The organism is Spirosoma arboris (genome assembly GCF_009754945.1).
Taxonomy (GTDB): Bacteria; Bacteroidota; Bacteroidia; order Cytophagales; family Spirosomataceae; genus Spirosoma; species Spirosoma arboris.
In genome coordinates, this window is sequence record NZ_WPIN01000008.1 from 117,579 (window position 1) to 141,963 (window position 24,385).

A 24,385-nucleotide genomic window follows, 5' to 3' on the forward strand; every position below is an offset into this window, starting at 1 on the left:
GTTCCGAGTTCCAGGTTTTAGGTTCAACGTTGGCTGACGAACGAGCAGTTGACGCGTCAGCCAACGTTGAACCTGAAACCTGGAGCGATTAAACAACTTCGCCCCGCAGTGTTGCTGAGGTACATTCAGTTACCAGCACGTTGACATACTGGCCTTTTTGATGGTTTCCTTTTGGAAAAACGACCATTTTGTTCTGATCATTCCGACCACATAAAAAGTCGTCAGAACGCTTGGACGTGCCCTCGATCAGGACTCGCTGTACCTGCCCGATATGCCGTTGATTCCGTTCGGAAGAGTGTGATAGCTGCTTTGCAATGATCTCATTCAAGCGCCGTTTTTTTACGTCTTCTGGAATGTCATCGGCGTATTTTTTTGCTGCCAGGGTACCGGGACGCTCCGAATAGGCAAACATATATGCGTAATCGTATCGGACGTAATCCATAAGTGACAGCGATTCCTGATGCTCGTCTTCGGTTTCAGTGCAAAAGCCTGAAATCATATCAGTCGAGATACCGCAGTCCTCACCCAGAATTTCCCGGATTCGATCAATTTTGCCGATATACCAGGTTCGATCGTACGTACGGTTCATCAGTTTCAATACGCGACTGTTACCGCTTTGGGCGGGCAGATGGATGTAGTTACAGATGTTATCGTACCGAGCCATTGTGTGCAACACATCATCCGTAATATCTTTTGGATGTGATGTTGAGAACCGCACACGTAAATCGGGGTGGATGAGCGCCACCATTTCGAGGAGGTTAGCGAAGGTGGTTAGTTGCGTGGTGCTCGGAGCGTGGGGCAGGGATTCTTGTAAATCCTGATCCGTACCTTCAGCTCCCTTCCACTTATAACTATCCACGTTCTGACCCAATAGCGTCACCTCGCGATAGCCTCGATCGAAGAGATCCTGCGCTTCGCGAACAATACTGTACGGGTCACGGCTTCGTTCACGACCACGGGTGAACGGCACTACACAGAAACTGCACATGTTGTCGCAACCACGCATGATCGAAACAAAAGCTGTTACACCGTTCGAATTCAGTCGGATGGGTGAAATATCAGCATAGGTTTCTTCGCGTGACAGAAATACATTTACGGCTTTCTGACCTGATTCGGCTTCTTCTACTAATTTTGGAATATCACGGTATGCATCAGGGCCAGCCACGATATCGACCACTTTTTCTTCCTCCAAAAGCTTGGTTTTCAGACGCTCGGCCATACAGCCCAGCATGCCAACCAGGAGTTCGGGTTTCTGCCGTTTGAGGCCAGTAAGGTGCTTGAGCCGATTGCGAACTTTCTGCTCGGCATTATCACGAATAGCGCAGGTGTTCAAAAAAATAACATCGGCATCTTCGGCCGATGAGGTTGTGGCAAAACCTGCATTACGCATTACAGCCGCCACAATTTCGCTATCGGCGAAATTCATCTGGCAACCATAACTTTCAATATATAGCCGTTTTTTACCTACTGCCAACTCGTCTTCCGAGGTTCGTGGCAGATCAATCTGTTCCTTATCAGCCGGTTGTAGTATGGTAAGTTCGGGGATGAGCGTCATTGTTCGTCGTCAGTTGATAGTCAACAGCCGTCAGTTAATAGCTACCAATTACGCTATGACTAGCAATGAACAACTATTAACTGACGACTAGTTTTGCAAAATTACGAAGAAAGCCCCGATTATGCTGTCATTTTGGCAGGATATGCCGTTAATTTCTCTTAAACATTCGTGGGATAAACAGGCATACTCAGAAAAATCTTCTAAGCAAATAAAGCGGGAATCATCGTTACTTTATCTGCGTACGCCCAGCAGGCATTAGATATGCCTATGTAATCATTAATATGAAGATGAGCGGTAACGATCACTCCAAAATTTCCATCCCAGCGGCCTATAGGACTATCGGCGTCAAGGGTAGCTGGTTTGGATTCTGAGACACCATAGTACACGAGCCGCTCATCCTGAGGGTCGTCATCTTTGAAATACGTAGCAATCATGAGTCTATTTATGGGTTATTATGGGTAATGCTTAGAAAGGATAACCAACTCCGAAATTGATGACCAATGGATTTGGGCCGCTCGATAGTTGGCTCAAGGAGAATTTGGGCAGAATGAATCGGTGGTCAACTATCTTCCCCTCTGTCTGGTCGAAGTATTGCCGGGCGGGGTCCCAGACTTTAATGCCTCCGTCGAAACGAATTACGAAAAATGAGAAATCGATTCGTAAGCCCACGCCTGTACCGACGGCAATTTGGGGTATAAAGCTATTGAACTGAAAGACCGAGCCGGAGCGAGTGGAGTTGTTGCTAAATGACCAGACATTTCCGGCATCAACAAAAATAGCCCCGTTGATATCGGCTCCCAGGTGAAATAATCGGCCCCGTAACTCGGCAGAGCCTTCGATGAGTACGTTGCCGGGTTGCTCAAATAAATAGATGAATTGACCGGCATCATTTATGGCTGGCTTAGTTGGATCACTAGCCTCATAAGGAAATGCTGAGCCTGGTCCTAAGCGCCTTGGTAACCAGGCTCGAACGCTGTTGCTGCCTCCTGCAAAAAATAATTTTTCATATGGGACCGGTCCGCTGCCAGGTCCATAGCCATAGGCGACCCCTGTATTGAAGCGAAAAGCAAGCGTTGTTTTTGGGCGCAGCGGAATATAGTGACGATAATCGACGCTGGCTCTTAGGAACTTATAAAACTGAAGGCCTACCCCAACAGCCGTATCACTCCATCGGGCAATGGTCTGATCTGAAACAAAGTTGAGTGTAGTACCGCCTGATTCAACTACCGTACGCAGAAAATTAGCCCGTCGATTTTGCCCTGGCGTATTCGTATTATAGGTATAGGCAAAACTAAAACTGGAACTAAGCGAGCGCCGAAAACTCAGTTTAACTGTACTTCCCTGCTTTGCTAATTCATCAAGTTGGGCCTGAAACGCATCACTAATCACTTTCTCACTACCTTCTCCAGCATTGATCAGGTTAATATCAGCGATCAGAAAGCTAAACTGACTGGCAGGTGTCGTTTGCCAATTATAAGCCATTGTAGCTCGCAACAATGATCGTCGGAAATCGGGCCGGAAGGTGTTATTGAAACTTAAACTGATTTGTGTGCGGGGAGCGTAAGGGGTAAAGCGGAAACGAAATCGACTTGGAAACAAGATTTGCGGAAAGATAAGCGAACTACTTATACCTAATTCCTGCGATGTATAAACAACCTTTTTTGGATTATTAGGATCGGGTACAAATCCTGTTTGTGCTTCCAAGCCATAACGCACCGACGTTTCAAAGGTCTCCAGTCCGCCAAACATATTGCGTACCCGGAAAATCAGACTACCAAAACCACCCGGAAAACCTTGTCCCTGATAGAGAAGACCTGTAATCCCTCCTTCGGCAGTGGCCTCATATTTATCTAGTGGAGCCGCAGTAATGAGCGTGCGCAGTCGCCGATTGGTTGTATCGATAAAATTGAGGTTAATGTATTTGAACTGATTCAGTAGAAACAGTTGGCGTTGCGTATCGCGGTAATTAGTCTGATTATATAATTGCCCTGGCCGGATCAGAATTTTTGAGTCCAGGAGTCGTGTCGAGATATCCCGACCACCCAGCAGATAGGTAATACCATTCCGACGAACGGTGTCCAAATTACTTGGCAAGGCTGTTGGGGCAGAAGTACCCGATGCATCTATGTCGGGGCTAATCCGCACTTCTACATCGCCAATTCGATAAATCGGATGTGCCGACTTACCAGACGGATTTATAATTTGAATGGCTACGTCTACATTTCGCCGAGTCGAATCACCGGGTTCGAGTTTATCATAAAAGCGCCGATCGTTTCCCCTGCGTATGGTATCAATATCAGTAGCCCGAATATACTGGCGCGAAAAAGTATAATAGCCCTGATCGCGCAATAGCGTCTCAATGCGAACGCGCTCACCCGCCATATTATCAAAGTCGAAGCGTTCGCCAGTTTGAAGTTTTGACTTGTCGAACGATTGCCGAACAATAGAATCGACTCGCGGATCAGCAATTGTATAGGTAATGTTGCGCAGGTAAAACCCTTCGTTTTCAGTAATCAGGTAATTCACCCGAATCTGTCGTCGGCGTAGTGTATCGAGCGAATAAGCCGTTTTGGCATTGAAAAAGCCCTTGTCAACTAAATACTTCTGCATTTTAGCTGAATTGGCTTTCGCATCGCTTTCTGAAAAATAAGAAGGAGGCTCACCGAGGCTCCGCATGAACCAGTTTCCTTCTTCGGCTTTTACACGTAGATGTTTCAGTTTTCGACCATATTGACGATTCAACTTTTTTAGCGCTTGCGGCTGATCGGCCAATTGCTGGCTTTGCTCTTCAAATTCATTAGTTTTGGCCTGTAACTCCTGTAAAGCCTTCTCGCGGTTGTACCGACTTAAACCCAATTGATAGAACCAAAGTGGAGGTGTAATGGGTAAGGCAAGAATTCGGCGGTTCGGTTTTTGGGGGATCAGGCTTTCCAGAGCTTCACTGGAAATGGCATGATTTCCACGCACCGTTTGCGCCGTCAGGATGTACGAGTTTGTACGCAGTTTCTTTGAACTCAGACAACCAGACAGGGAGACGATTAGTAAAAATAAGCCTAGGCGTGATGTATGATATAGGATGCAGGATATATCGCTAGGTAGCCTCTCATACATCATACATCCTGTATCATACGTTTTTTTCATGCTTTCTAAAAATCAGCTTAAATATATTCAGTCGCTACACCAGAAAAAATACCGGCAGCAATACGGTGCATTTTTGGTTGAAGGAGCTAAGAGCGTTCAGGAAGTTCTACAGTCCGATTTTCAAATCGAGCTCGTTGTAGCGACCGAAGCATTCTACAAAGAAAACGCTCACTTAACAGACCACCAACGAACACCTGTCGAAATTGCATCGGTGGGTGACCTCGAACGGGCTGGTACACTCGAAAGTAATAACGCGGCTCTCGCTGTGGTCAAAACGAAAGAGAACCGCCCGCTATTGGCTGAACCAGACGAGATTGCGTTAATTCTGGACGATATTCGAGACCCTGGTAACCTCGGTACAATCCTTAGAATAGCCGACTGGTACGGTGTTCGGAAAATTCTCTGCTCCGAAACCACTGCCGATGTATATAACCCTAAAGTTATTTCGGCAAGTAAAGGCTCCTTCACCCGGGTGCAATGGTGGTATGGCGATGTAATTCAGGTATTGAGCCAAAGCGATAAGCAAACGGGCGGCCTATCCGCAGTTTATGGTGCATTTCTGGACGGTGAGGATGTACATACACTGGCATTTGGTAAGTCGGGTTATTTGGTGATGGGCAATGAATCGAACGGGATTCGTTCTGAACTTGCGCAGTACATAACGCAGCGGGTAACGATTCCGCGCTATGGTGATGCTGAGTCATTAAACGTTGGAATTGCTACGGCTGTTTTACTGGATAACATTCGGCGGGTAAATTCTGGGCAACAAACAGCCAACTAAAGAATCTATGTATCGGTTACTGGGTCTCCTTTTTATGGTGGTGGCTACTGCTGCATTCCTCCCTCAGGAAGCACCTCCTGAAGGGCAGCGGGTGTATTCCCAGTTTCTGGCTGATAAAAACCGGTTTCATCTACAAGTGCAGCGACTGTCAGCCTACGTACAAAGAGATGCTCCCCTTGATTCACTTCAGGCCGCTTTCAAACAAAGTCGGTTGGCTTACAAGCGTATTGAATGGCTTCTGGAATACTATCAGCCGGTTCTGGCAAGTCGCGTCAATGGGCCACCAATGGTCGAAGTTGAAGAAGACGAACCGGGGCAGATTCTTATGATGCCCCGTGGTTTACAAGTTATAGAGCCTTACTTATTTCCGACGTACGATCATAACCAAAAAGATAGCTTAACTCGTGAGTTGAAGGTGCTGCTGGCTTATTCGGCTCGGTTGGAGCAGGGGATACCTGCCAGCAAGTTATCGGATACCGACATACTGGACGCCATTCGACAGGAGCTGTTCCGATTGCTAACCTTGGGAATTACGGGCTACGATACGCCAGAAGTCCAGACCGGATTACCCGAAGCGGCCGCTACCCTTACTATCCTTCACGAAACGTTCCACCCTTATGCTAATCGACTTCCTGAGCAGTTAGCCACTCAGCTGAAAAATCGCTGGACGGTCGCTATTCAGACGGTAGAGCAGGCATCCGATTTTAATCATTTCGACCGGGTTACGTTTATTCGACAGCAGCTTTATCCCCTGTGTAAGGCATTGCAACAGGCTCGTCAGGCACTTGGTATCGACGTAGCAGCTAGTGGGCGATTCCTGTCGCCTTTAGTGGCAACGCTATCCGATTCGGGCGCTTTTCGACCTGATTATTTAATCAACTTTGGCGATTTTAAGAGCACATCTCAAAAAGTAGCATTAGGGAAAGTGCTTTTTTTTGACCCTTTATTGTCGGGCAATAACGCTCGGAGCTGTGCTTCCTGCCACCAGCCAGAGCGAGCCTTTACCGATGGACGAATTAAAAGCCGGGCCTTTCGTGGCCGAAAGTCAGTCTTACGGAATGCACCTACATTACTGAATGCCGGTTTGCAAAATGTTCAGTTTTACGATTCGAGAGTGTTTTATCTTGAGGATCAGGCCCACGATGTGCTCAAAAACGCTCATGAGATGCGCACCTCACCCGACGAAGTTGTGCGTAAATTAGCAGGAAGCAGTCAGTACAAAAAATGGTTTTCGGTCGCTTTTTCTGGTGGATTGACCGCCCCTAATGTTCGTAATGCACTGGCGTGTTACATCCGTAGTTTGACGAGCCTAAACACACGATCTGACCGCTACCTACGCGGAGAAGAGGTATCTCTAACAGCCGATGAGCGCCTGGGATTCAACCTGTTTCTGGGCAAAGCCCGTTGCGCAACCTGTCATTTCTTCCCGATTTATAATGGATTTATTCCACCCCATTTCGAGAAAACCGAAAGTGAAATTATTGGAGTACCCAGCCGCCGGAAAATCCAAAACGCTCGTATAGATTCAGATCCTGGGAAGTTTATGACGTACCAGAAAGAGCTTCATCGGTTTGCCTTTAAAACACCAACAGTACGCAACGTAGCCCTTACAGCTCCGTATATGCACAACGGGGTTTATCGAACACTAGACCAGGTGGTCGATTTTTACAACCGGGGTGGTGGAAAAGGAATCGGAATTCAACTCGATGGTCAAACACTATCCGCAAAACCACTTGATTTGGACCAGGGAGAACAGAAAGCATTAGTCGCTTTTCTGAATTCACTGACCGATACGACTGGCCTTACAAGCCGACCTGCCCAATTACCTATTGTTGAGGGAAGTTCAGCTTTGAACCGGCGAAAACTTGGTGGTCGTTATTGAGTAAAGCAGAGATCCAATGGGTATAGATATAGTATATTGTTAGATATTCCGCACTTACCTCTCTCCTGAAAGCAAAATAGGGGCTAGGGGTGAGGTAAATTTAGTATTAGTTAGCTAATGATAACTTGGCCTGTGTACCAAGTTGTAGCTTAATGCCTGGGTCGTAACTGACCTTTAGTGCATGAACTTGCGTATTGTCAGGTACACTCACGATGTGTTTCAATTGCAATTCATCCGTGCTCGTTGGAATCCGATTCCCTGACCATACAGTTGGATCGTTCCAGTTGCCTGCCTTGAGCGTGAACATTGGGCCTGAACCAATTACGGTGAATACATCCTGTACACAATTTTTACTATCGCGCACTACGTAGGTACTGGTGCTGCCAACCGGTGGGTTGATAACTACCGAACGAGTAGATGCCGAAAAACCTCCATTGGTGGGGCTGCTCCATTGGTAGTCGCTAATATATGATGCTGTAAGCGTGATTGACTGCCCAGCGGGAACGGTTAGCGTTTGGGTTAACCCAACATCTTTCATCACTGTAAATTGATCAGTAATGGCGTAATCGGAGGGCGTGTTATATTGTATAAACTTGGCATCTAGTCGATTATCCTCAACGTCAAAGTAAAAGGAACCGCCTGCCTGTCGCTGTGTAGAAACCATTACCGGATGAGGGCCTAAAGCAGGATTATATCCTAAGGCGCCCGCTGAGCCTGCAACAACGTAAACAGTTCCCTGTTTTTTCTTTTCGGACGTACTCTTGTAGGCACAGGAATTATCTGACCCGTCATAACGCCCTGTGCCATTATCTTCTGGAAATCGGTAGAGCGAAGGATTCGCCGTAAAATCACTCATAGAACCATACTGGTCATGAATTGGGTAAGAACGTTCATAGCTATGACTATGGCCGAGCATAACCATATCGACACCAAAGCGTTCGAGAATAGGATTAATTTGCTGGCGGATAGCGACTAATTCTGGCTCACTTTCTGAATTATGCGCCCCCTGGCTATAGGGTGGAAAGTGCATATAGACAATTTTCCATTTCTTTGTCGTTGCCGCCAGGTCCTGCTTTAACCAGATTACTTGTGGGTGATTGACCGTGTCAGCGTAGAATCTGGCGGCTGATCCATTGACTGGACGCGTTCCAAATCCATCGAGCATAACAAAGTGGATTGGCCCATAATCGAACGAATACCATTCCTTCGTACCCGAAGCTACACCACCAGCTTCTGCATTGGTTGGAAAGCTAAAAATTGAGAAATAAGGTATATTATGATTATCGGCCAAGGTCGTATTATTGCTGTAATCGTGATTGCCTGGTACCGCAAATAGCATCGAATTCTTCATCAGATTGGTCTGATACGGCTCAAAGAAATTTACCTGAAAGGCCGGATCATCGCCATCATACGAATTGTCGCCGATAAGCATCCAGAGGTCAGTAGGTGTGTTGCCTCTAAAGTTCAGGAATGCGTCCCGAACATTTGTCTGATTATTGATGGGATTTATTCCACAATCACCAAATGAGGCAACGCGGATCTTACGTTTGGTCGTAGCAGATGGTGCTGTCAAAAAGTAGTTGTCAGATCCTTGCTGCAATACCTGCGTTGTGGTACCAACGCTGTAGAAGTATTGACTATCCGAAGTCAAGCCCGTAACTCGAACTTCATGCTCTGTTGTACTAGCCGCTTCGCTGACACTTGCTGATAAATTATCCGCCGACAATCCGTAGCTTATCTTACCTACAGTAGGTATATCAGTACGCCAGCGTATGCTGACGGCTGTTTGGGTACCCATTTGCAGGTAAGGACCCCGCGTAATCGTTTGTGCTATGGTTGTTGTACAAATAGCCCCAAAGTAACCGAATAAGAGAAATGTTCTCAAAAGGTAATAGTTTGACGGCAGAGGAATGTTTTATATAATTTATGTTTAGGGTGGGGATGAATAGTGAACATCTAATATACTACATAGCGCGAACTTGATGCCATTTTGTAGTTGGCAACGCGATTTTTTAATGTGCTGAGGATACGGATATACCCCTGGTGAGTAGGAGAAACTCACATAAATGAACTCATCGCCGACTCGTTGGCCAACTCTTCGGCGTGTTCTTTGCCTAAATAACGGTCAATAAAATAGTGGGCTACATAAAGTAGCGGTGTCAAAACCACCGCTGATGTGGCTTTGTAGATATAATTAATAATACCCACCGCGAGGACCTGACTCAGCGACCAGTTACCAAAAATATAAAAAGCAATTCCTAGCACCACAAACGAATCGACCAGTTGTGATACCAGCGTAGAGCCTGTTGCCCGGAGCCATATTTTCTGACTTCCTGTAATTTTTCGGAGCGAATGAAATACATATACATCCAGGATTTGGCCAATGAGGAAGGCAGTTAGTGAGCCAATGATAATACCCAGCCCCTGCCGAAAGATCATCTGAAAGGCATTATTGATATTAATCGCATTACCCACCGTGTCTTTAGCATTTACATCGAGCCAGAACTGGGCTGGGGGAAGCGTTGTAACTGCATAAATAATCAGGAAGCTGTAGCCTACAAACCCGGCTGTCAGAAAGGATATACGTCGAACACCCGCTTTGCCAAAGTATTCATTGATGATATCGGACGTGATAAACACGAATGGCCAGATAACAGCCCCCGCCGTAAGATTAAAATCGAGGACAAAGTCCCCCAGAAGATGAATTTGGGCGGGTTTAGTGCCAAGCAGCGCTTCGACAGAAAAGATTTTAACGCCAATGATTTCGGCGATGAGCGCGTTGGTCAGAAATACCGCGCTTAGGAAGATGTACAGATTCGTACGTTTATTGGTAAATGTATAGGAAGGCATAGCGATTTACGAATTACGGTTTACGAGTTACGATTTTTTTTGGGCGTCAGCAATAAATCGTAAACCGCAAACCGTAATTCGTACTTCATTTTCGCTTGTACACGTCGACTATTGCTGTTTTCTCATAGCGATTCGCTAAGCCTGGCGCGCGTTGAAACAATTTGCCAACTACATTTTCCCGGTCTACAATGTAGTCGGGTGGGTCCTTGCGAAAGTGATCGAATACGTTGATGACGGCTTCGTAGTTATCTAAATTTTTTAGATCGTACTTCGCCAGATCCCAGTTAAGATAAGGGGTAGCCAACCGATTTTGGCGGTAAGCACTCAAATCTTCGCCAATAATCAGTACGTGCTGATCCTTGATATCATTGGGTAGGGGCGATGGCTGAACCTGCAGACTACTCAACCGACCCAGTTCTCCCCCTGGAATGAGGCCCAGCGCTCCCTGATAAAAAAGTAACAAAATCAGTATAAACGTAATCAGGAATGTCATTTCCGCTAGCCAAACCCTACGAATACCCTCAAAATAATAATAGGTAAAGTAAGCCATCGGAGGTACAAAGCTCAGAAAAACCATTGGCGCCAGAAACGGCATTAGACCAATGGTTAACACGGCGATAACAAACCAGATGGCCATAATCTGCTGTATCCGTTGCTGAAAATTTACATATCGGCCTCCTCTATTGAGCAGACTTAGGAAACCTAGTACACCAAGCCCTAGTGGTATCAGAAGGGAGGCTAGCAGCGACCGGAAATCGGATAATGAATATTGCCGAACCCGAAATACTGACGATAGAAGATTGCGATTGAAATCGTCAAGGCTATCGTATAAGTAGTAAAATAGCACGATAGCGGCAAATGGGAATAAAAAACCGAATATCGATAACGAATACTGCCGGAAGGTTGCACCTGTATAAAAAAGGAGCGACAACGCAGCCCAGATAATGAACAAGGCAGACGGTAGATAGAACAGGGCCGCAATGCCAATATAAAACCCCACTTCAAATACTTCATCGGTAGCTCCTCTACGATCCATCTGCCGAACAAGTGTTCCGAAGGCGAGCAACAGAAAACTAGTCGACATCAGCACGGGCGAAAGGGTCAGGCAGTCGAATGAAATATGCATGAAAAGCATATAAATCAGTCCTGGCCAGAATGATCGGTCAGGATAAAGGTCGCGATTGTTGGCCAGGTAATTAAAATAAACGACCTGAAATATCGATACAAGTAGTGCCGCTCCGTGCAGTGCCAGTGGCGACCGTCCAAACAAACTGTCGAGGCCCCAATAAACCAATGCCGACAGCGGACTGATACTATCCCAAATGTCGCGATACAGCAAATTCCCCTGACTAATCTGTTCGCCGACAATCATCCAGTTCAACTCCGGAATTAGCAATGGAAATGGATGCAGCAGGAGTGGTACTCGAATCACCAGCATCAGGCCCAGTAGGCTGACGTATTGATACGAAAAATAAGATTGAAAAAAACGAAGCAAAACAGTAGTAAGTTAGTACGTGGTAAGGGAGTCAGTTACTACTCCCTACGACTATTACCTGTAAAATTACTGTCAATTTCGGCAGAACGGAAAAATGGGTGGATATTTGCAAAATAGATTAAGTGCCAATTTGTATGGAATCGAAACGACAGCAGAAAGTAGCCCGGCAGTTGCAGCGCGATTTAAGTGAAATTTTTCAGCGTGATGTGCCGCATTTGTTCAACGGAGCCTTTATCACCGTTACCAGCGTGCGCGTTTCGCCCGATTTAAGCGTAGCTCGGGTTTATCTGAGTTTTCTGGCAACTAAGAATAGACAGTTGTTACTGGAAACTATTCAGGAGAAAGGTAAAGTGTTGAGGCAGCATTTGGGCGAACGCGTTCGGCATCAACTCCGCATTGTTCCTGAATTAAGTTTCTACTTGGACGATACGGCCGAATACGCCGATAAAATGGATAAACTCTTTGCCGGTCTGGAAATCCCACCCGCACCTGCAGAAGAGGAAGATGAGTAATTGGTGAAATAGTGGAGTGAGTGGAGTGGGAATAAAACTTACTGCACTTACTCAAACTACTCCACTTATTTCACCCACTCCACTATTTACTCTCCATGAACCTTCCTGCCTGGATTGCCCGTCGGTATTTTTTCTCCCGTAAGAAACGTAGCTTCATTAGCTGGCTGTCTATTTTGTCGATGCTTGGTGTGGGTGTCGGAACAATGGCGTTGGTCGTCGTGCTGTCTGTCTTCAATGGCATGGATGAACTGAATCGGGAGATTTTTAAGACGTTTGAGGCCGATATGACTATTTCGCCGAAGATGGGCAAACGGTTTCTGGCTCCTCCTGCCTTACTAACGCGCCTGCAAAAGACGCCAGGCGTTCATCTGTTGACGGCCGTTGCGCAGGATAATGCACTGGGACGATATGCCTCCGGAACAACCGTTGTGAAACTCAAGGGTGTCGATGATAACTACCTTCAACGGCAGCAACTCGATTCGGCTTTACTGGAAGGTAAGCTTCTGTTGCGTCGCGAAGGGGTTAATTATGCGATTGTGGCCGAAGGTGTTCGTAATGATCTGAGTATTTCGCCGGTTGATATTCTGACGCCCCTGGAAATTCTGTATCCTCAAAGTGGGCAGAGTTTCAGCGTACTCAATCCTGATGCGTTTAATCGGGAGTTATTAACGGTGGCAGGTGTATTTTTCATTGAATCACGCTACGACAATTTTGTGTTGGCTCCATTGGCCGTAGCCCGTACTTTATTTAGTTATAAACCTGACGAGGTAACAAGTCTCGAAATACAACTTCAGCCTGGTGTTAAGGAACAGGTAGTTAAGCAGGCATTACAGGCCGTAGTTGGCGATAAATTAAGCGTACAAACCCGTGACGACTTAAACGTCGATCTCTACCGGGCCATTTACGTCGAAAAATTATTCGTTGCCCTGACGCTTTCATTTATTATCCTGGTCGCTTCAATCAATATCTTCTTTTCGCTGTCGATGCTGGTGATTGAGAAGAAAGCAGATATTCAGATTTTGTTTGCCTTAGGCGCAACAAAGAATATGGTCCGCCGAATTTTCCTGACCGAAGGAGCAATTATCGCATTAACTGGAGCATTTACGGGTCTTGTGCTAGGCATCCTGATTTGCCTGGCGCAGGAGCAGTATGGCTTCATTCGAATGGGAACGGTCAGTTCAATAATTGACGCCTACCCAGTACGCCTGGATACCCGTGACATTATCCTGACTAGCGTGCTTGTTGTACTGATGACTGTACTAACATCCTGGTTCCCAGCACAACGGGCGGCTAATAGCCAGCAGTAGTAATCCAACAAATTGGCTTGATTGTACCCATGGTCTTTAGCCTGTGTATATGGCTAACTCATATATGGGCTAAAGCCATGAGTACAACTAGTTAGGATTCAATAGTCGTTCCGGCATCTGCCGTAATAACGTATGCTTTTCCGCCTTCCCGCTCAATAGCTTCAGCTACTTTTTCGGGTTCGTTTGGAGCGTAGACAAACATACAGCCACCTCCACCCGAGCCATTGATTTTTCCACCGAGTGCCCCCGTATTCAAGGCTGCATCGAGCATACGATCAATTTTAGGTGTACTAATGCGTTGTGCTTCGCGGAGGTTGGTTTGATGATTAGTCAATAACTGGCCAAATCGAACGTGGTCGAGACTAGCAGGAGAGCGTAAAACAGTTAGTGCATCCCGAAGAATATCGCGATTTTCGATGTTGCCTTTTAGTAAAATGTAATCGTCTTTGCTCAAAATATCCTTGAACTCGGCAACTTCGGTAATCTCGGAGTCAAACAAGGAAAACGTCGGGCTGATGGCTTTCAGTCTTGCCACTATATCGAGCATGCCGAACTTCACTCGCTTCAGAATCCCAATTGTATCCTTGGGTTCCTGCGAATCACCAAGAACGAATGTGCCCAGCGCCGGATTGAGTTTTTCTAAGTGAATCTTCGGTTGTGATTCCAGATAAATAACATGGCCAACGGCGGTAGAATAATGGTCCATCATACCGCCCGGTTCGCCAAACTCCAATACTTCGGCTATATAGGCCAATTCGGCTAACTTTTCCTGAGAAAGTTGCCGGGGCGTATCAGCTAATTGCGTGAGTACATTGAGCCAGGTAACGAGCAGGGCCGACGAGCTCGATGTACCGGAATTAATCGGGATATTGCCATGCACTTCGCCTTCAATACCTTGCGAAAATGTGAATCCCTCACGCAGAAGTACATTCACCGCCGAGCGAAAATAATCCCGGATTTGGGGATAGGGAAGAGGTGTTCCGTCAAATGATATATCAATTGATTGGCCAATATCTGGCAGATTCAACCGGAAGCCGGTTTTGAGAGTTTGAGTTGCTTCAATCTGAATTCGGCGCGAAATAGCTGCCGCAATGACGGGTAGACCCAAATAATCCTGATGTTCACCAAATAGACAAATTCGTCCGGGTGTAGATACTATCATAAAAAATTACCAACTCGTTTTCTTGTATCCTACTGTAGCGTAATAAAGGATAAAACTGAACAAGGGCAGCAGTAATCCGTACGCCATTTTAGGGTTGATATGGTCAAATAAATAGCCATGCAGTGGAGGCAGAACAGCACCACCTGCAATAGCCATGATGAGCAGGGCCGAGCCCATTTTTGTGAATTTTCCCAGGCGATTCAACGCCAGCGGCCAGATAGCTGGCCAGGTAGGTGCAATGGCAAAGCCGAGTAGTGCGATGCAAAGAATGGATGTAAACCCGTCGGTGACCAACGCTCCGATCGTTAGAATAATCGCGAGAATCATACCGAAACGCAGGGAGTTTTGCTGCGAAATCCAGCGTGGAATAGCCACAATACCAAGCAGATAGCCAGCTAACAGACCATAAAGAGTATATTCGGTAAAGTACTTGGCTTCGTCATTGCCAAAGCCGATGGCTTTACCATAGTTGATAATTGTGTCACCCGAGATAACCTCTGCCCCAACGTAGCAGAACAACGCTATCACGCCCAGAACCAGATTTGGGAATTGCCAGACACTCGTGTGAGCAGTTACGTCAGAAGGGGCATCATCTTGCTCTTCAGATACGTCAGGTAAATTTGATAACCGGACTAAGCCCGCCAGCACGATCAGTATGGCCGTCAGAACTAAATAGGGTGTAACTACTTTTTCTAAACTCTGAGGACCTACAGCCACGCTGGCACCCGTTAGAAATAAACTGCCAAACACCCGCTGACTGATAATACCCGCCATTTTATTGGCAATGCCCATAAAGCTAATCCGTTGGGCCGCACTCTCACGAGGTCCCAAGATCGTGGCGTATGGATTGGAAGCTGTTTGTAGTACGGTTAAGCCAACGCCAATAAGGAACAAACCGACCAGGAATAACGGATACGAAAACGCACGGGCGGCAGGTACAAAAACCAGTGTACCGACCGCCATAATGAGCAACCCTAATGACATGCCATTCTTGAAACCAGTACGTTTCAGTAATGCCGAAGACGGAATGCCCATAAGCGTATAGGAGATAAAAAACGCAGAAGCCACCAGGCTTGAGCCAACCGTGCTCAAATTAAATGCCTGCTTGAAAAAGGCCATCAATACGCTATTCGTCCAGGTAACGAAGCCAAAAACGAAGAAAAGAGCGCCAATAATAAGCAGTGGGCCTAGATAACTCTGGGTTTTAGGCGGGGCAGTAGTTGGTGTCATTGACTGATTCGTAGGTTAAGCCGGTAAGGAAAATGAGTTTTTAAAATTTTTACAAATTAGAAAGAGAAGTTGATGATTAATCAACTATCCAATTAATAGTTATCCGTCAGACCGAAAATAGGCTTGTTCGTCTTCCATTTTCCGCGTGTGAAATCAGGAATTTCGATGGGCTTGCTGCCTCCAGCGATACTTTGCTCAGATAGCGGGCTGATAGCGCTCCATACAGCAGCATCATATACATCGATTGGCGGTGCTGTTTTGGCTTTGATCGATTCAATGAACGCCCGAAGCACGAAAAAGTCGATACCGCCGTGGCCTGCGTTTTCTGCTGTTTGAACGTGGCGCTTCCAGAGTGGATGATCGTATTTTTCCTGATAAGGCGCAAAGGGTTCCCAGCTATGCGCTTTCGGACTGACACCTTCCAGGTAAATCATGTCGTTATCGTCCATCCAGATACCGTTGGTACCTTGTGCCCGGAAACCAAGCGAGTAGGGGCGAGGGGAGTTGGTATCGTGAATGATGACAATATTCTCGCCATTGGCGCACTGAATCGTGGTTGTCACCACATCACCTAGTTTGAAGTTGACCTTGGCATTTGGATGATCAGGACCACCTTTGTCTACTACATATTTGTGTAGTCCCCGGCTTTTAGTGGCCATGCTGGTCAGATACATGAACCGATTCCCCCGATTAATATCGAGCCAGTGAGCAACCGGACCCAGGCCATGAGTAGGGTAAATGTCGCCGTTGCGGTCGACAGAATGTTGGGTTCGCCAGTGGGCTTCCGAATAGCCTTTTGCACCAAATTCCGCGCCTACACCACCAATCGATTTGCCATCGTTGAATTTAATGTTCCGTAAATCATGCTGATAACCGCAATGTGCGTAAGTCATCTCGCCAAACATACCTTTCCGAATCATGTTCAACACCGACAATACATCACGTCGGTAGCAGACATTCTCCAGAATCATGCAATGTGAACCTGTTTTCTCGAACGTATTGACTAGATCCCAGGATTCTTTGAGCGTTACCGTTGCCGATACTTCAACACCAGCATATTTGCCTGCCTGCATGGTCGCAACAGCCATAGGCACGTGCCATTCCCAGGGAGTAGCAATCACCACACCGTCGATGTCGTCGCGTTTGAGCATGTCCCGAAAAGCTTCATCACCTTTTGCATAAGCTACCGGAAGTTTCCGCCCCTTCTTTTCGATCATCGCGTTGGTGCGACTAATAGCCTCTGGGTCAGGATCGCAAATGGCCGTAATCTCAACATCATCGCGGAAGAGCGCCTGATCTACATGGCTACGCCCCCGTGCACCTACTCCGATAAATGCCAGGCGAACTTTTGGATCAGCCGGTTTGGCATTGGTTAGAATAGTTGGGAAAACAGAGGTTGCTGCACCGGTAAGGGCGGCTGTTCGAATAAATTGACGACGAGTGGGCGATTGCATAAAAGAGACCTTGCGTATGAACGATTAACCTGTCAAAGAACGAGATTTCAGGTCAAAAAACATACGACAAGGCCACTTTACCCAATTTTATACATCAAAAGTTCCACCACACGGCTCGTGGATAGGACGCATTGAGCACGACGGGTTCACCAATTTTGGGTGTTGTTACGTCGAAACCTTCCTTCTCCGCTTTTTTGAGAAGCCGTTGAACGGGTTCATTCCAGGCGTGATAAGATAGAGAAAATTTAGCCCAGTGTACGGGGAGTAAAATTCTGGCCCGTAAATCCTGAGCGGCTGTAATGACTTCTTCGGGCATCATATGAATATTTGGCCAATCTTTACCATACTGCCCACATTCGAGAATGGCCAGATCAAATGGACCATACTTATCGCCAATTGTCTGAAAATGCTTACCATAACCTGAGTCGCCCCCCAGAAACAACTTATAGCCGTGAAGATTGAGGACAAAGGATGTCCAGAGAGTTTTACCACGTGCGAAACTACGCCCTGAAAAATGGCGGGCGGGCGTGGCAGTCAGATCAATACCGGGTGCAACAGGCTGATGTTCCCACCAATCGAACTCGACAATCCGGTCGGCTGGTACACCCCAGCGTTCGAGGTGGGCACCTACGCCTAAAGCCGTATAGAATTTTTTGACTTTCGGGATCAATTTCGTGATGGTCTCATAATCGAGGTGGTCATAGTGATCGTGAGATAGAACCAGGTAGTCAATATCAGGCATCTCGTCGACGCCATAAACATCTGTTCCTGGAAACGACTTTCCGAAAAACGATACTGGCGATGCATGACCGCTGAAAACAGGATCGACCAACAGCGTCACACCTTTTGATTTAATCAGGTAAGACGAATGGCCGAACCAGACAATAGTAGGTTTTGTATCATCTAAAGCCTTCAGGTCGGTTTTAACGGAAGGTATTGGCAGGGGTGGAATATTGTCTTTGTCTTTCTTGATGAAGTCGCGCATCATACCCGCATAGGATGCATTTTCGCGCATAACCTCTGTGTGTTCTAAATTCTGAAAGGCACCATCCTTATAGTTGGGTGAATGTTTAATACGATCTAATCGGGCTTCGGCTGGGTCTTTTCCAAATGTGCTTTGCTGCATAAAAAGCAATACTGCTGCCGCTAATCCAATCAATACAAGTACGGTAATTATCATAATGGTTCGTAATCGTTTCATGGGGGCAAAACGGGGACTGTGATTGTCCGGTTCCATAGTACCCAAAGGTTTTTATGGGTGGGAACGTTAGCAGATAAGCGGGTGTTATATTTCCGAATCGGTAGTCTATTTGTTTAGTCTTTTTGTGAATAAGTTGAACAAAAGTTAAAGAAAGCCGGTTGATAGATTATCAATTGCATACGAAAGAACGTCCTGGCTACACGTTCTGCTGTCTGCCTGTGTTGTACACAAACTTTGTAACGACAGGTTGATTGAACTTTTTTTCAATTCATTTTTATGAATACTTCTGGAGCGAATGTTCCCCAAATAAATGCTCTCGGGGCTAATACGCCACGAGTTGCAGTGTTTCGGAAAGAACATTTCAATGCGGCACATCGTCTGAACAACCCAAACTGGTCAGACGAAAAGAACGCCCGTGTATATGGTAAATGCAACAACCCTAATTTTCATGGTCACAACTACGAACTAATTGTGCAGGTTGTTGGCCCCATCGACCCTGAAACAGGTTACGTCATTGATATGAAGCTCCTTGGCGACCTGATGCAAAAACAGGTCATTGAACGCTTCGACCACAAAAACCTGAATCTTGATACCGATGAATTCGCCGATTTGAACCCGTCGGCAGAAAACATTGCCATCGTTATCTATACTATTTTACGCACTCAACTAAGCGAGGGCTTAGATCTTAAAATCAGACTGTATGAAACTGAACGGAACTTCGTCGAGTACCCCGTCTAATGGGCAGACTTTTACTGGTATTCATAAGAACGGGAATTATAACGACGAATTAGTTGATGAACTTGGTGATGATCATGGGACAACTTCTATTGATACACCCATGCGTGAGGATGCTTTTGATCTTGATGATGACCTGAAAGTTGACCTTATCGAAGAACATTTTCGAGAAATTATGAATATTCTGGGCCTTGACCTGACTGATGACAGTCTGAAAGGATCGCCCCGTCGCGTAGCTAAGATGTATGTGAAGGAGATTTTCAGTGGTCTGAATCCAGATAATAAGCCTGCTTCAACGCTATTCGACAATAAGTTTCAGTACAATGAAATGCTGGTCGAAAAAGACATCACCGTTCAAACATATTGTGAGCACCATTTTGTGCCCATCATTGGTAAAGCGCACGTAGCGTATATATCCAGCGGAAAGGTAATTGGGCTGTCGAAGCTGAATCGGATTGTAGACTATTTCTGTAAACGCCCGCAAGTGCAGGAGCGTCTGACTATACAGATTGCCAATGAATTGAAACGGGTTCTGGAAACCGAGGATGTAGCCGTAATTATCGATGCAAAACACTTATGTGTTTCGACTCGCGGTGTTCGTGATCTGAATAGCACAACGATTACCTCTTCCTATAGCGGCAAATTTGAGCAGGAATCTACCCGACAGGAGTTGCTTCGGTATGTAGCTCAGCCGAGTGTAGGACTTTGAAAAGTAGTTATAAAGTTGTCAAGTTGTAAGTTATTGCGAGCATCAGCTACTTTATAACTTACAACTTGACAACTTTATAACGCACAAATTTATACCGTTGGCCCGACGCGTTCGAGTATTGCTTTAGCCTTACGGATGCCTTCATATTCTTCTAACCCATCGCCTTCATATTCGATACCGATGGTGCCTTTGAAGCCGCTATCTTTCACAATTTTCATGATGCGATTGTAGTCGGTTTCTACACAATTGCCATTTGCATCGAAGTCATAGAATTTAGCCGATGCACCTTTGGCATAAGGCATTAGTTCGGTCGTGCCCTTATAGCGGTCGTACTCTTCCAGACAAGCGTGTCCTTGGCCGTGTTTAATACAGAAGTTGCCAAAATCAGGCAGAGTACCTACGTTTTTCATGCCAACTTGCTTCATCACCCCCGACAGCCACTGCCCGTTTGATGAATAACCGCCGTGATTTTCGACAATGACGTTGATATTCATGGTTTTGGCAAATTCACCTAGTTTGCTTAAACCCTCAACGGCAGCTTTGGAAACTTCTTCGGCGGTACCTTGTCCGGCTGCATTAACCCGGATGGTTTTGCAACCCAGGTATTTGGCGCATTCGACCCATTTGTGGTGGTTTTCGACCGCTTTTGTACGTTCAGCGGCATCCGAAGCGCCCAGATTTCCTTCACCATCAATCATAATCAGGTGATTTGTGATACCGTTGTCTTTACAGCGAGTCAGCAGGTCATTAAGGTATGTTTTATCCTGTGCTTTGTCTTTAAAGAACTGATTGACATACTCAACAATGCTAATATCAAATTCTTTTCGGGCAATGCCTGGGAAGTCCAGATTCGTGATCTTCTTACCGAACAACGCTTTGTGTAACGACCACTCGGCCAGCGAAATGTCGAAGAACATTTTTTTCATAGGCGTTTCGGCAAAAACGGTTGGCATAATGGCCATGCCCGCCAGTGAGCCAGCGGCTTGTTTTAAAAACGAACGACGGTTGGTAGTCATAACTCGTAACGTTTGTAGTTTAGCGTTTGAAGTTGGTAGTTTGATGCCCGAAGTCCAGTCTATGGAATCAGCATGTTATACTATAAACGATAAAAGACAAACAATATACCCTACTTATCCATGATTTCATTCGATACCATACAGGCGGCTCATGACCGTATTCGGCCTTATATCCATCGCACCGCCGTATTGACTAATCAAACGATCAACGACCGCGCCGGAGCAGAGTTGTTCTTCAAATGTGAGAACTTTCAGAAAATAGGGGCATTTAAAGCAAGGGGTGGTCTTAACGCAATCCTACAAGTTGTTCAGAATAAGGAAGGGAATGCTATCACAACTCATTCATCGGGTAATCATGCCCAGGCCGTTGCGTTTGCAGCTCGTCAGGTTGGATTACCCGCTTATATCATTATGCCCCGTACGGCCCCACAAGTGAAGAAAGACGCTGTTCGGGGTTATGGGGCCGAAATAATTGAATGTGAGCCAACTCTCGAAGCCCGTGAAAATGGTGTTCTTGAGGTGATGAAACGAACGGGAGCAGTATTAGTACACCCTTTCGATGATGATCGAGTAATTGCCGGGCAAGCTACCGCTGCCAAAGAACTGATTGAGGATGCTGGAATGGAAAAGTATGGAACGGAGCGTAAATTCGATACGATACTGGCACCCGTCGGTGGGGGAGGATTGCTTAGCGGAACTGCTTTAACGACGCATTACCTGTCACCCCAAACGCGTGTTGTTGCCGGAGAGCCCGAAGGCGCAGCGGATGCCGTACTTTCCTTTCAGAGTGGACGCGTGGAAAAAGCCCCTTACATTAATACCATTGCAGACGGACTGATGACAACCCTTAGTGAGCGAACGCTAGCCATTATTCAGTCACACGTTTCGGATATTTTAACTGTTTCGGATGCTGAAATTATAGCCGCTATGCGGCTCGTTTGGGAACGAATGAAGATTGTTATTGAGCCATCGAGTGCAGTTCCCTTAGCGGGCGTGTTGAAACATAAAGACCAGTTTGCCGGACAGAAAATAGGAATTATAATAACGGGAGGGAATGTAGACCTGGGAAAACTACCATTTTAATTACCCGATTGAGGCATGATTTCTATTCGCGCAATTACACCCGACCAGACGTACCCGTTACGTCATTCGGTACTTTGGCCCGACAAACCATTCGATTATGTCAAGGTTGAAAATGATCATGAAGGATACCACTTTGGGGCGTTTCTGGACGACGAGCTAGTTGCCGTAATCTCTCTGTTTGTCAATGGACAAGACAGTCGTTTTCGCAAATTTGCTGCCCGATCTGATCGTCAGCGACAGGGTATCGGGACGCTTCTATTAAACCACGTTATGGCTAAAACAAAAGAGTTGGGAGCTACTACACTCTGGTGTGATGCCCGGCTGGATGCGGCTGATTTTTATCGGCGGTTTGGTATGGAAGCAGTGAGTGAGGTGTTTTACAAAGGGCCTATCGCCTATGCTAAATTTTCGCGTACCTTGTGATAACTGATAAACGCTATGCCATCCTTATAAATCGTGACATGGTTCTTGTCAGGGTAACTCTAAACTCTTATCGATCCATGAAACTAATACTGAATCTTCTGTTAGTAGCCGCCCTGTTAGGGCTTGCTATTCAGGCGAATGCGCAAAATGCCACACCATCTACCGACTCTACGAGCCTGAAAGCCTATGTTGGTTCGTACACATTTGAGAGCGGTAGTCCGATCCAGAAATTTACCATGACGGCAGACAAAAGTGATTTGTTTGGGGAGGCTGACACGTTCGGTAAAAATAAACTGGTTAAACAAGCCAAAGCCGATACCTATCAATCGACCAGTTCGTATGGATCCATCATCACCTTCGTGTGGGATGATGCGAAAAAGACTGTAACTGGGTTTACGATGGCGATTCAAGGATCGACGCTAACTGCCAAAAAAGACAAACCGTAACCAAATGACCGTTCATTCAGTTGAGTAGAAGTAAAATTTACTCAACAATGAAAACAGCAACAGTTCTTCTTACAGGCATTACAATGTCTGTCTCTTTTCTGGCATGTAATCAGAAAAAAGACGCTAATCAGACTGGTGAGACGGTTACTACCGTCGATACAACGATTAATTTGCCCGATCCTTTCGCAACAAAATCGGCGAAAAACTTTAGTAACGTGACTGGTTGGCCGGAGGGAAAAACACCCCAGGCTCCTCCAGGCTTTGCCGTAACAGAATTTGCGCGTGATCTGGATAGTCCTCGATGGATATACGTGGCCCCTAATGGCGACATCTTTGTAGCCGAAGCCAATACAGAGCGGAACAGTGCAAAGGATAAAGTTATCAATGCCGTAACTGGCCGGAGTAAATCGGAGCGGGAAGGAGCCAGTGCCAACCGGATTACCCTGTTTCGTGATACAAATAACGATGGTAAGCCTGACCTGCGTGAAGTGTTTTTAACCGGCCTCGACCGGCCTTTTGGGATGCTGGTGCTGGGAAACAGTTTTTATGCAGCGAATACGGGAGCGTTAATGCGCTATGATTACAAACCTGGCCAAACAAAAATAACCACACCAGGCAAGAAAATCCTGGATTTACCTGTGGGCGGTTACAATAACCACTGGACGCGGAACTTATTGGCTGGCCCAGATGGGAAAAAGATTTTCATTACAGTCGGCTCGGGTAGTAATGTAGGCGAACACGGTCCTGAAAACGAGCTACGTCGGGCGAATATTCTGGAAATTAATCCTGACGGCACTGGCGAGCATGTTTATGCAAGTGGGTTACGCAATCCTGTCGGCATGGGCTGGCAGCCAACAACCAAAGTACTCTATACCGCCGTTAACGAGCGCGATGAGTTGGGAGATGATCTTGTGCCGGATTATTTGACAAGCGTGAAAGAAGGGGCGTTTTATGGATGGCCTTATTCTTATTATGGACCAAATGAAGATCCGCGTCGGAAAGGTGAGCGCCCTGATCTGGTTAAAAAAGCCATCGTACCCGACGTGCCACTGGGATCACATACGGCTTCGCTGGGATTGGCTTTTTACGATAAAACGCAGTTCCCGGAAAAATATCGAAACGGTGCATTTATCGGGCAACATGGTTCCTGGAACCGTTCGCAACTGGCTGGCTATAAAGTCGTTTTTGTGCCGTTTCAGGATGGTAAGCCGGGCAAACCAGAGGATTTTCTAACAGGCTTTCTAGAAGACAATAACAAAGATGTACATGGCCGACCTGTGGGTGTAACTGTGCTACCCGATGGGGCAATGCTCGTAGCTGATGATGCTGCTGGGCGCATTTGGCGGGTATCAGCGAGTAAGTAAGTGTAAAAGGACAAAGAAAATGCCCGTGAAAGAAATTTC

Annotated in this window: 21 protein-coding genes; 10 read left to right on the forward strand and 11 right to left on the reverse strand. The window is 46.3% G+C overall.

Going from position 1 to position 24,385, the window contains the following annotated elements; all coding sequences use genetic code 11:
• Positions 1 to 88: 88 nt before the first annotated feature.
• The 3 genes from miaB to tamL form a co-directional block, all read right to left on the reverse strand.
• On the reverse strand, positions 89 to 1,555 hold the full coding sequence (gene miaB, locus GO755_RS21350) for a tRNA (N6-isopentenyl adenosine(37)-C2)-methylthiotransferase MiaB (protein ID WP_157587324.1): 1,467 nt from the start codon (positions 1,553 to 1,555) through the stop codon (positions 89 to 91).
• Between the two features lie 200 nt (positions 1,556 to 1,755).
• Positions 1,756 to 1,989, reverse strand: a complete 234-nt coding sequence (locus GO755_RS21355) for a hypothetical protein (RefSeq protein WP_157587325.1) — start codon at positions 1,987 to 1,989, stop codon at positions 1,756 to 1,758.
• 31 nt (positions 1,990 to 2,020) lie between these two features.
• Positions 2,021 to 4,696: a translocation and assembly module lipoprotein TamL gene (gene tamL, locus GO755_RS21360; protein WP_317165931.1), complete on the reverse strand. Its 2,676-nt coding sequence runs from the start codon at positions 4,694 to 4,696 to the stop codon at positions 2,021 to 2,023.
• Here tamL and GO755_RS21365 point away from each other — a divergent pair.
• The gene (locus GO755_RS21365; protein ID WP_157587326.1) at positions 4,695 to 5,477 is read left to right on the forward strand and encodes a TrmH family RNA methyltransferase; all 783 of its coding nucleotides are present in this window, start codon (positions 4,695 to 4,697) and stop codon (positions 5,475 to 5,477) included. The genes tamL and GO755_RS21365 overlap by 2 nt on opposite strands.
• Before the next feature lie 7 nt (positions 5,478 to 5,484).
• Complete coding sequence (locus GO755_RS21370) at positions 5,485 to 7,359, forward strand: cytochrome-c peroxidase (RefSeq protein WP_157587327.1); 1,875 nt, start codon at positions 5,485 to 5,487, stop codon at positions 7,357 to 7,359.
• 106 nt (positions 7,360 to 7,465) lie between these two features.
• Here GO755_RS21370 and GO755_RS21375 read toward each other — a convergent pair whose 3' ends face one another.
• From GO755_RS21375 to GO755_RS21385, 3 genes are all read right to left on the reverse strand, one after another.
• Positions 7,466 to 9,244: a purple acid phosphatase family protein gene (locus tag GO755_RS21375; protein ID WP_157587328.1), complete on the reverse strand. Its 1,779-nt coding sequence runs from the start codon at positions 9,242 to 9,244 to the stop codon at positions 7,466 to 7,468.
• A 173-nt stretch (positions 9,245 to 9,417) separates the two neighbouring features.
• On the reverse strand, positions 9,418 to 10,209 hold the full coding sequence (locus tag GO755_RS21380; protein ID WP_157587329.1) for a queuosine precursor transporter: 792 nt from the start codon (positions 10,207 to 10,209) through the stop codon (positions 9,418 to 9,420).
• Positions 10,210 to 10,294: 85 nt separating this feature from the next.
• Entirely contained in the window at positions 10,295 to 11,704 is a 1,410-nt protein-coding gene (locus GO755_RS21385) for a hypothetical protein (RefSeq protein WP_157587330.1), read from the reverse strand.
• 134 nt (positions 11,705 to 11,838) lie between these two features.
• Here GO755_RS21385 and rbfA point away from each other — a divergent pair, with 134 nt between their 5' ends.
• Positions 11,839 to 12,216 (forward strand): 30S ribosome-binding factor RbfA, encoded by a 378-nt coding sequence (gene rbfA, locus GO755_RS21390; RefSeq protein WP_157587331.1) that lies wholly within the window; start codon positions 11,839 to 11,841, stop codon positions 12,214 to 12,216.
• Positions 12,217 to 12,311: 95 nt separating this feature from the next.
• On the forward strand, positions 12,312 to 13,523 hold the full coding sequence (locus tag GO755_RS21395) for an ABC transporter permease (RefSeq protein ID WP_157587332.1): 1,212 nt from the start codon (positions 12,312 to 12,314) through the stop codon (positions 13,521 to 13,523).
• 91 nt (positions 13,524 to 13,614) lie between these two features.
• On the opposite strand, the gene GO755_RS21400 is transcribed toward GO755_RS21395, so the two are convergent.
• From GO755_RS21400 to GO755_RS21415, 4 genes are all read right to left on the reverse strand, one after another.
• A complete protein-coding gene (locus GO755_RS21400) occupies positions 13,615 to 14,685 on the reverse strand; it encodes a mevalonate kinase family protein (RefSeq protein WP_157587333.1) in 1,071 nt (356 codons plus the stop codon).
• 6 nt (positions 14,686 to 14,691) lie between these two features.
• A complete protein-coding gene (locus tag GO755_RS21405) occupies positions 14,692 to 15,915 on the reverse strand; it encodes a sugar MFS transporter (RefSeq protein WP_157587334.1) in 1,224 nt (407 codons plus the stop codon).
• 92 nt (positions 15,916 to 16,007) lie between these two features.
• Entirely contained in the window at positions 16,008 to 17,369 is a 1,362-nt protein-coding gene (locus GO755_RS21410; protein ID WP_157587335.1) for a Gfo/Idh/MocA family protein, read from the reverse strand.
• A 94-nt stretch (positions 17,370 to 17,463) separates the two neighbouring features.
• Positions 17,464 to 18,570, reverse strand: a complete 1,107-nt coding sequence (locus GO755_RS21415) for an MBL fold metallo-hydrolase (protein WP_157587336.1) — start codon at positions 18,568 to 18,570, stop codon at positions 17,464 to 17,466.
• Between the two features lie 276 nt (positions 18,571 to 18,846).
• Here GO755_RS21415 and GO755_RS21420 point away from each other — a divergent pair, with 276 nt between their 5' ends.
• Positions 18,847 to 19,308 carry a 6-pyruvoyl trahydropterin synthase family protein gene (locus tag GO755_RS21420; protein WP_157587337.1) on the forward strand — a complete coding sequence of 154 codons (462 nt, stop codon included), beginning with the start codon at positions 18,847 to 18,849 and terminating at the stop codon, positions 19,306 to 19,308.
• Positions 19,271 to 20,014, forward strand: coding sequence for a GTP cyclohydrolase I FolE (folE, locus tag GO755_RS21425; RefSeq protein ID WP_157587338.1), 744 nt, complete (start codon positions 19,271 to 19,273; stop codon positions 20,012 to 20,014). The genes GO755_RS21420 and folE overlap by 38 nt, the downstream gene beginning before the upstream one ends.
• A gap of 89 nt (positions 20,015 to 20,103) precedes the next feature.
• Here the strand turns inward: folE and GO755_RS21430 are convergent, their stop codons facing one another.
• Positions 20,104 to 21,030 carry a sugar phosphate isomerase/epimerase family protein gene (locus GO755_RS21430; protein WP_157587339.1) on the reverse strand — a complete coding sequence of 309 codons (927 nt, stop codon included), beginning with the start codon at positions 21,028 to 21,030 and terminating at the stop codon, positions 20,104 to 20,106.
• Between the two features lie 120 nt (positions 21,031 to 21,150).
• On the opposite strand from GO755_RS21430, the gene GO755_RS21435 reads away from it, so the two are divergent.
• The 4 genes from GO755_RS21435 (at position 21,151) to GO755_RS21450 (ending at position 24,346) form a co-directional block, all read left to right on the forward strand.
• Positions 21,151 to 22,113 (forward strand): threonine ammonia-lyase, encoded by a 963-nt coding sequence (locus tag GO755_RS21435; protein WP_157587340.1) that lies wholly within the window; start codon positions 21,151 to 21,153, stop codon positions 22,111 to 22,113.
• 15 nt (positions 22,114 to 22,128) lie between these two features.
• Positions 22,129 to 22,536, forward strand: a complete 408-nt coding sequence (locus GO755_RS21440) for a GNAT family N-acetyltransferase (RefSeq protein ID WP_157587341.1) — start codon at positions 22,129 to 22,131, stop codon at positions 22,534 to 22,536.
• A gap of 77 nt (positions 22,537 to 22,613) precedes the next feature.
• A complete protein-coding gene (locus GO755_RS21445; protein ID WP_157587342.1) occupies positions 22,614 to 22,982 on the forward strand; it encodes a DUF3471 domain-containing protein in 369 nt (122 codons plus the stop codon).
• Positions 22,983 to 23,029: 47 nt separating this feature from the next.
• Positions 23,030 to 24,346, forward strand: coding sequence for a PQQ-dependent sugar dehydrogenase (locus GO755_RS21450; protein WP_157587343.1), 1,317 nt, complete (start codon positions 23,030 to 23,032; stop codon positions 24,344 to 24,346).
• Positions 24,347 to 24,385: the final 39 nt, after the last annotated feature.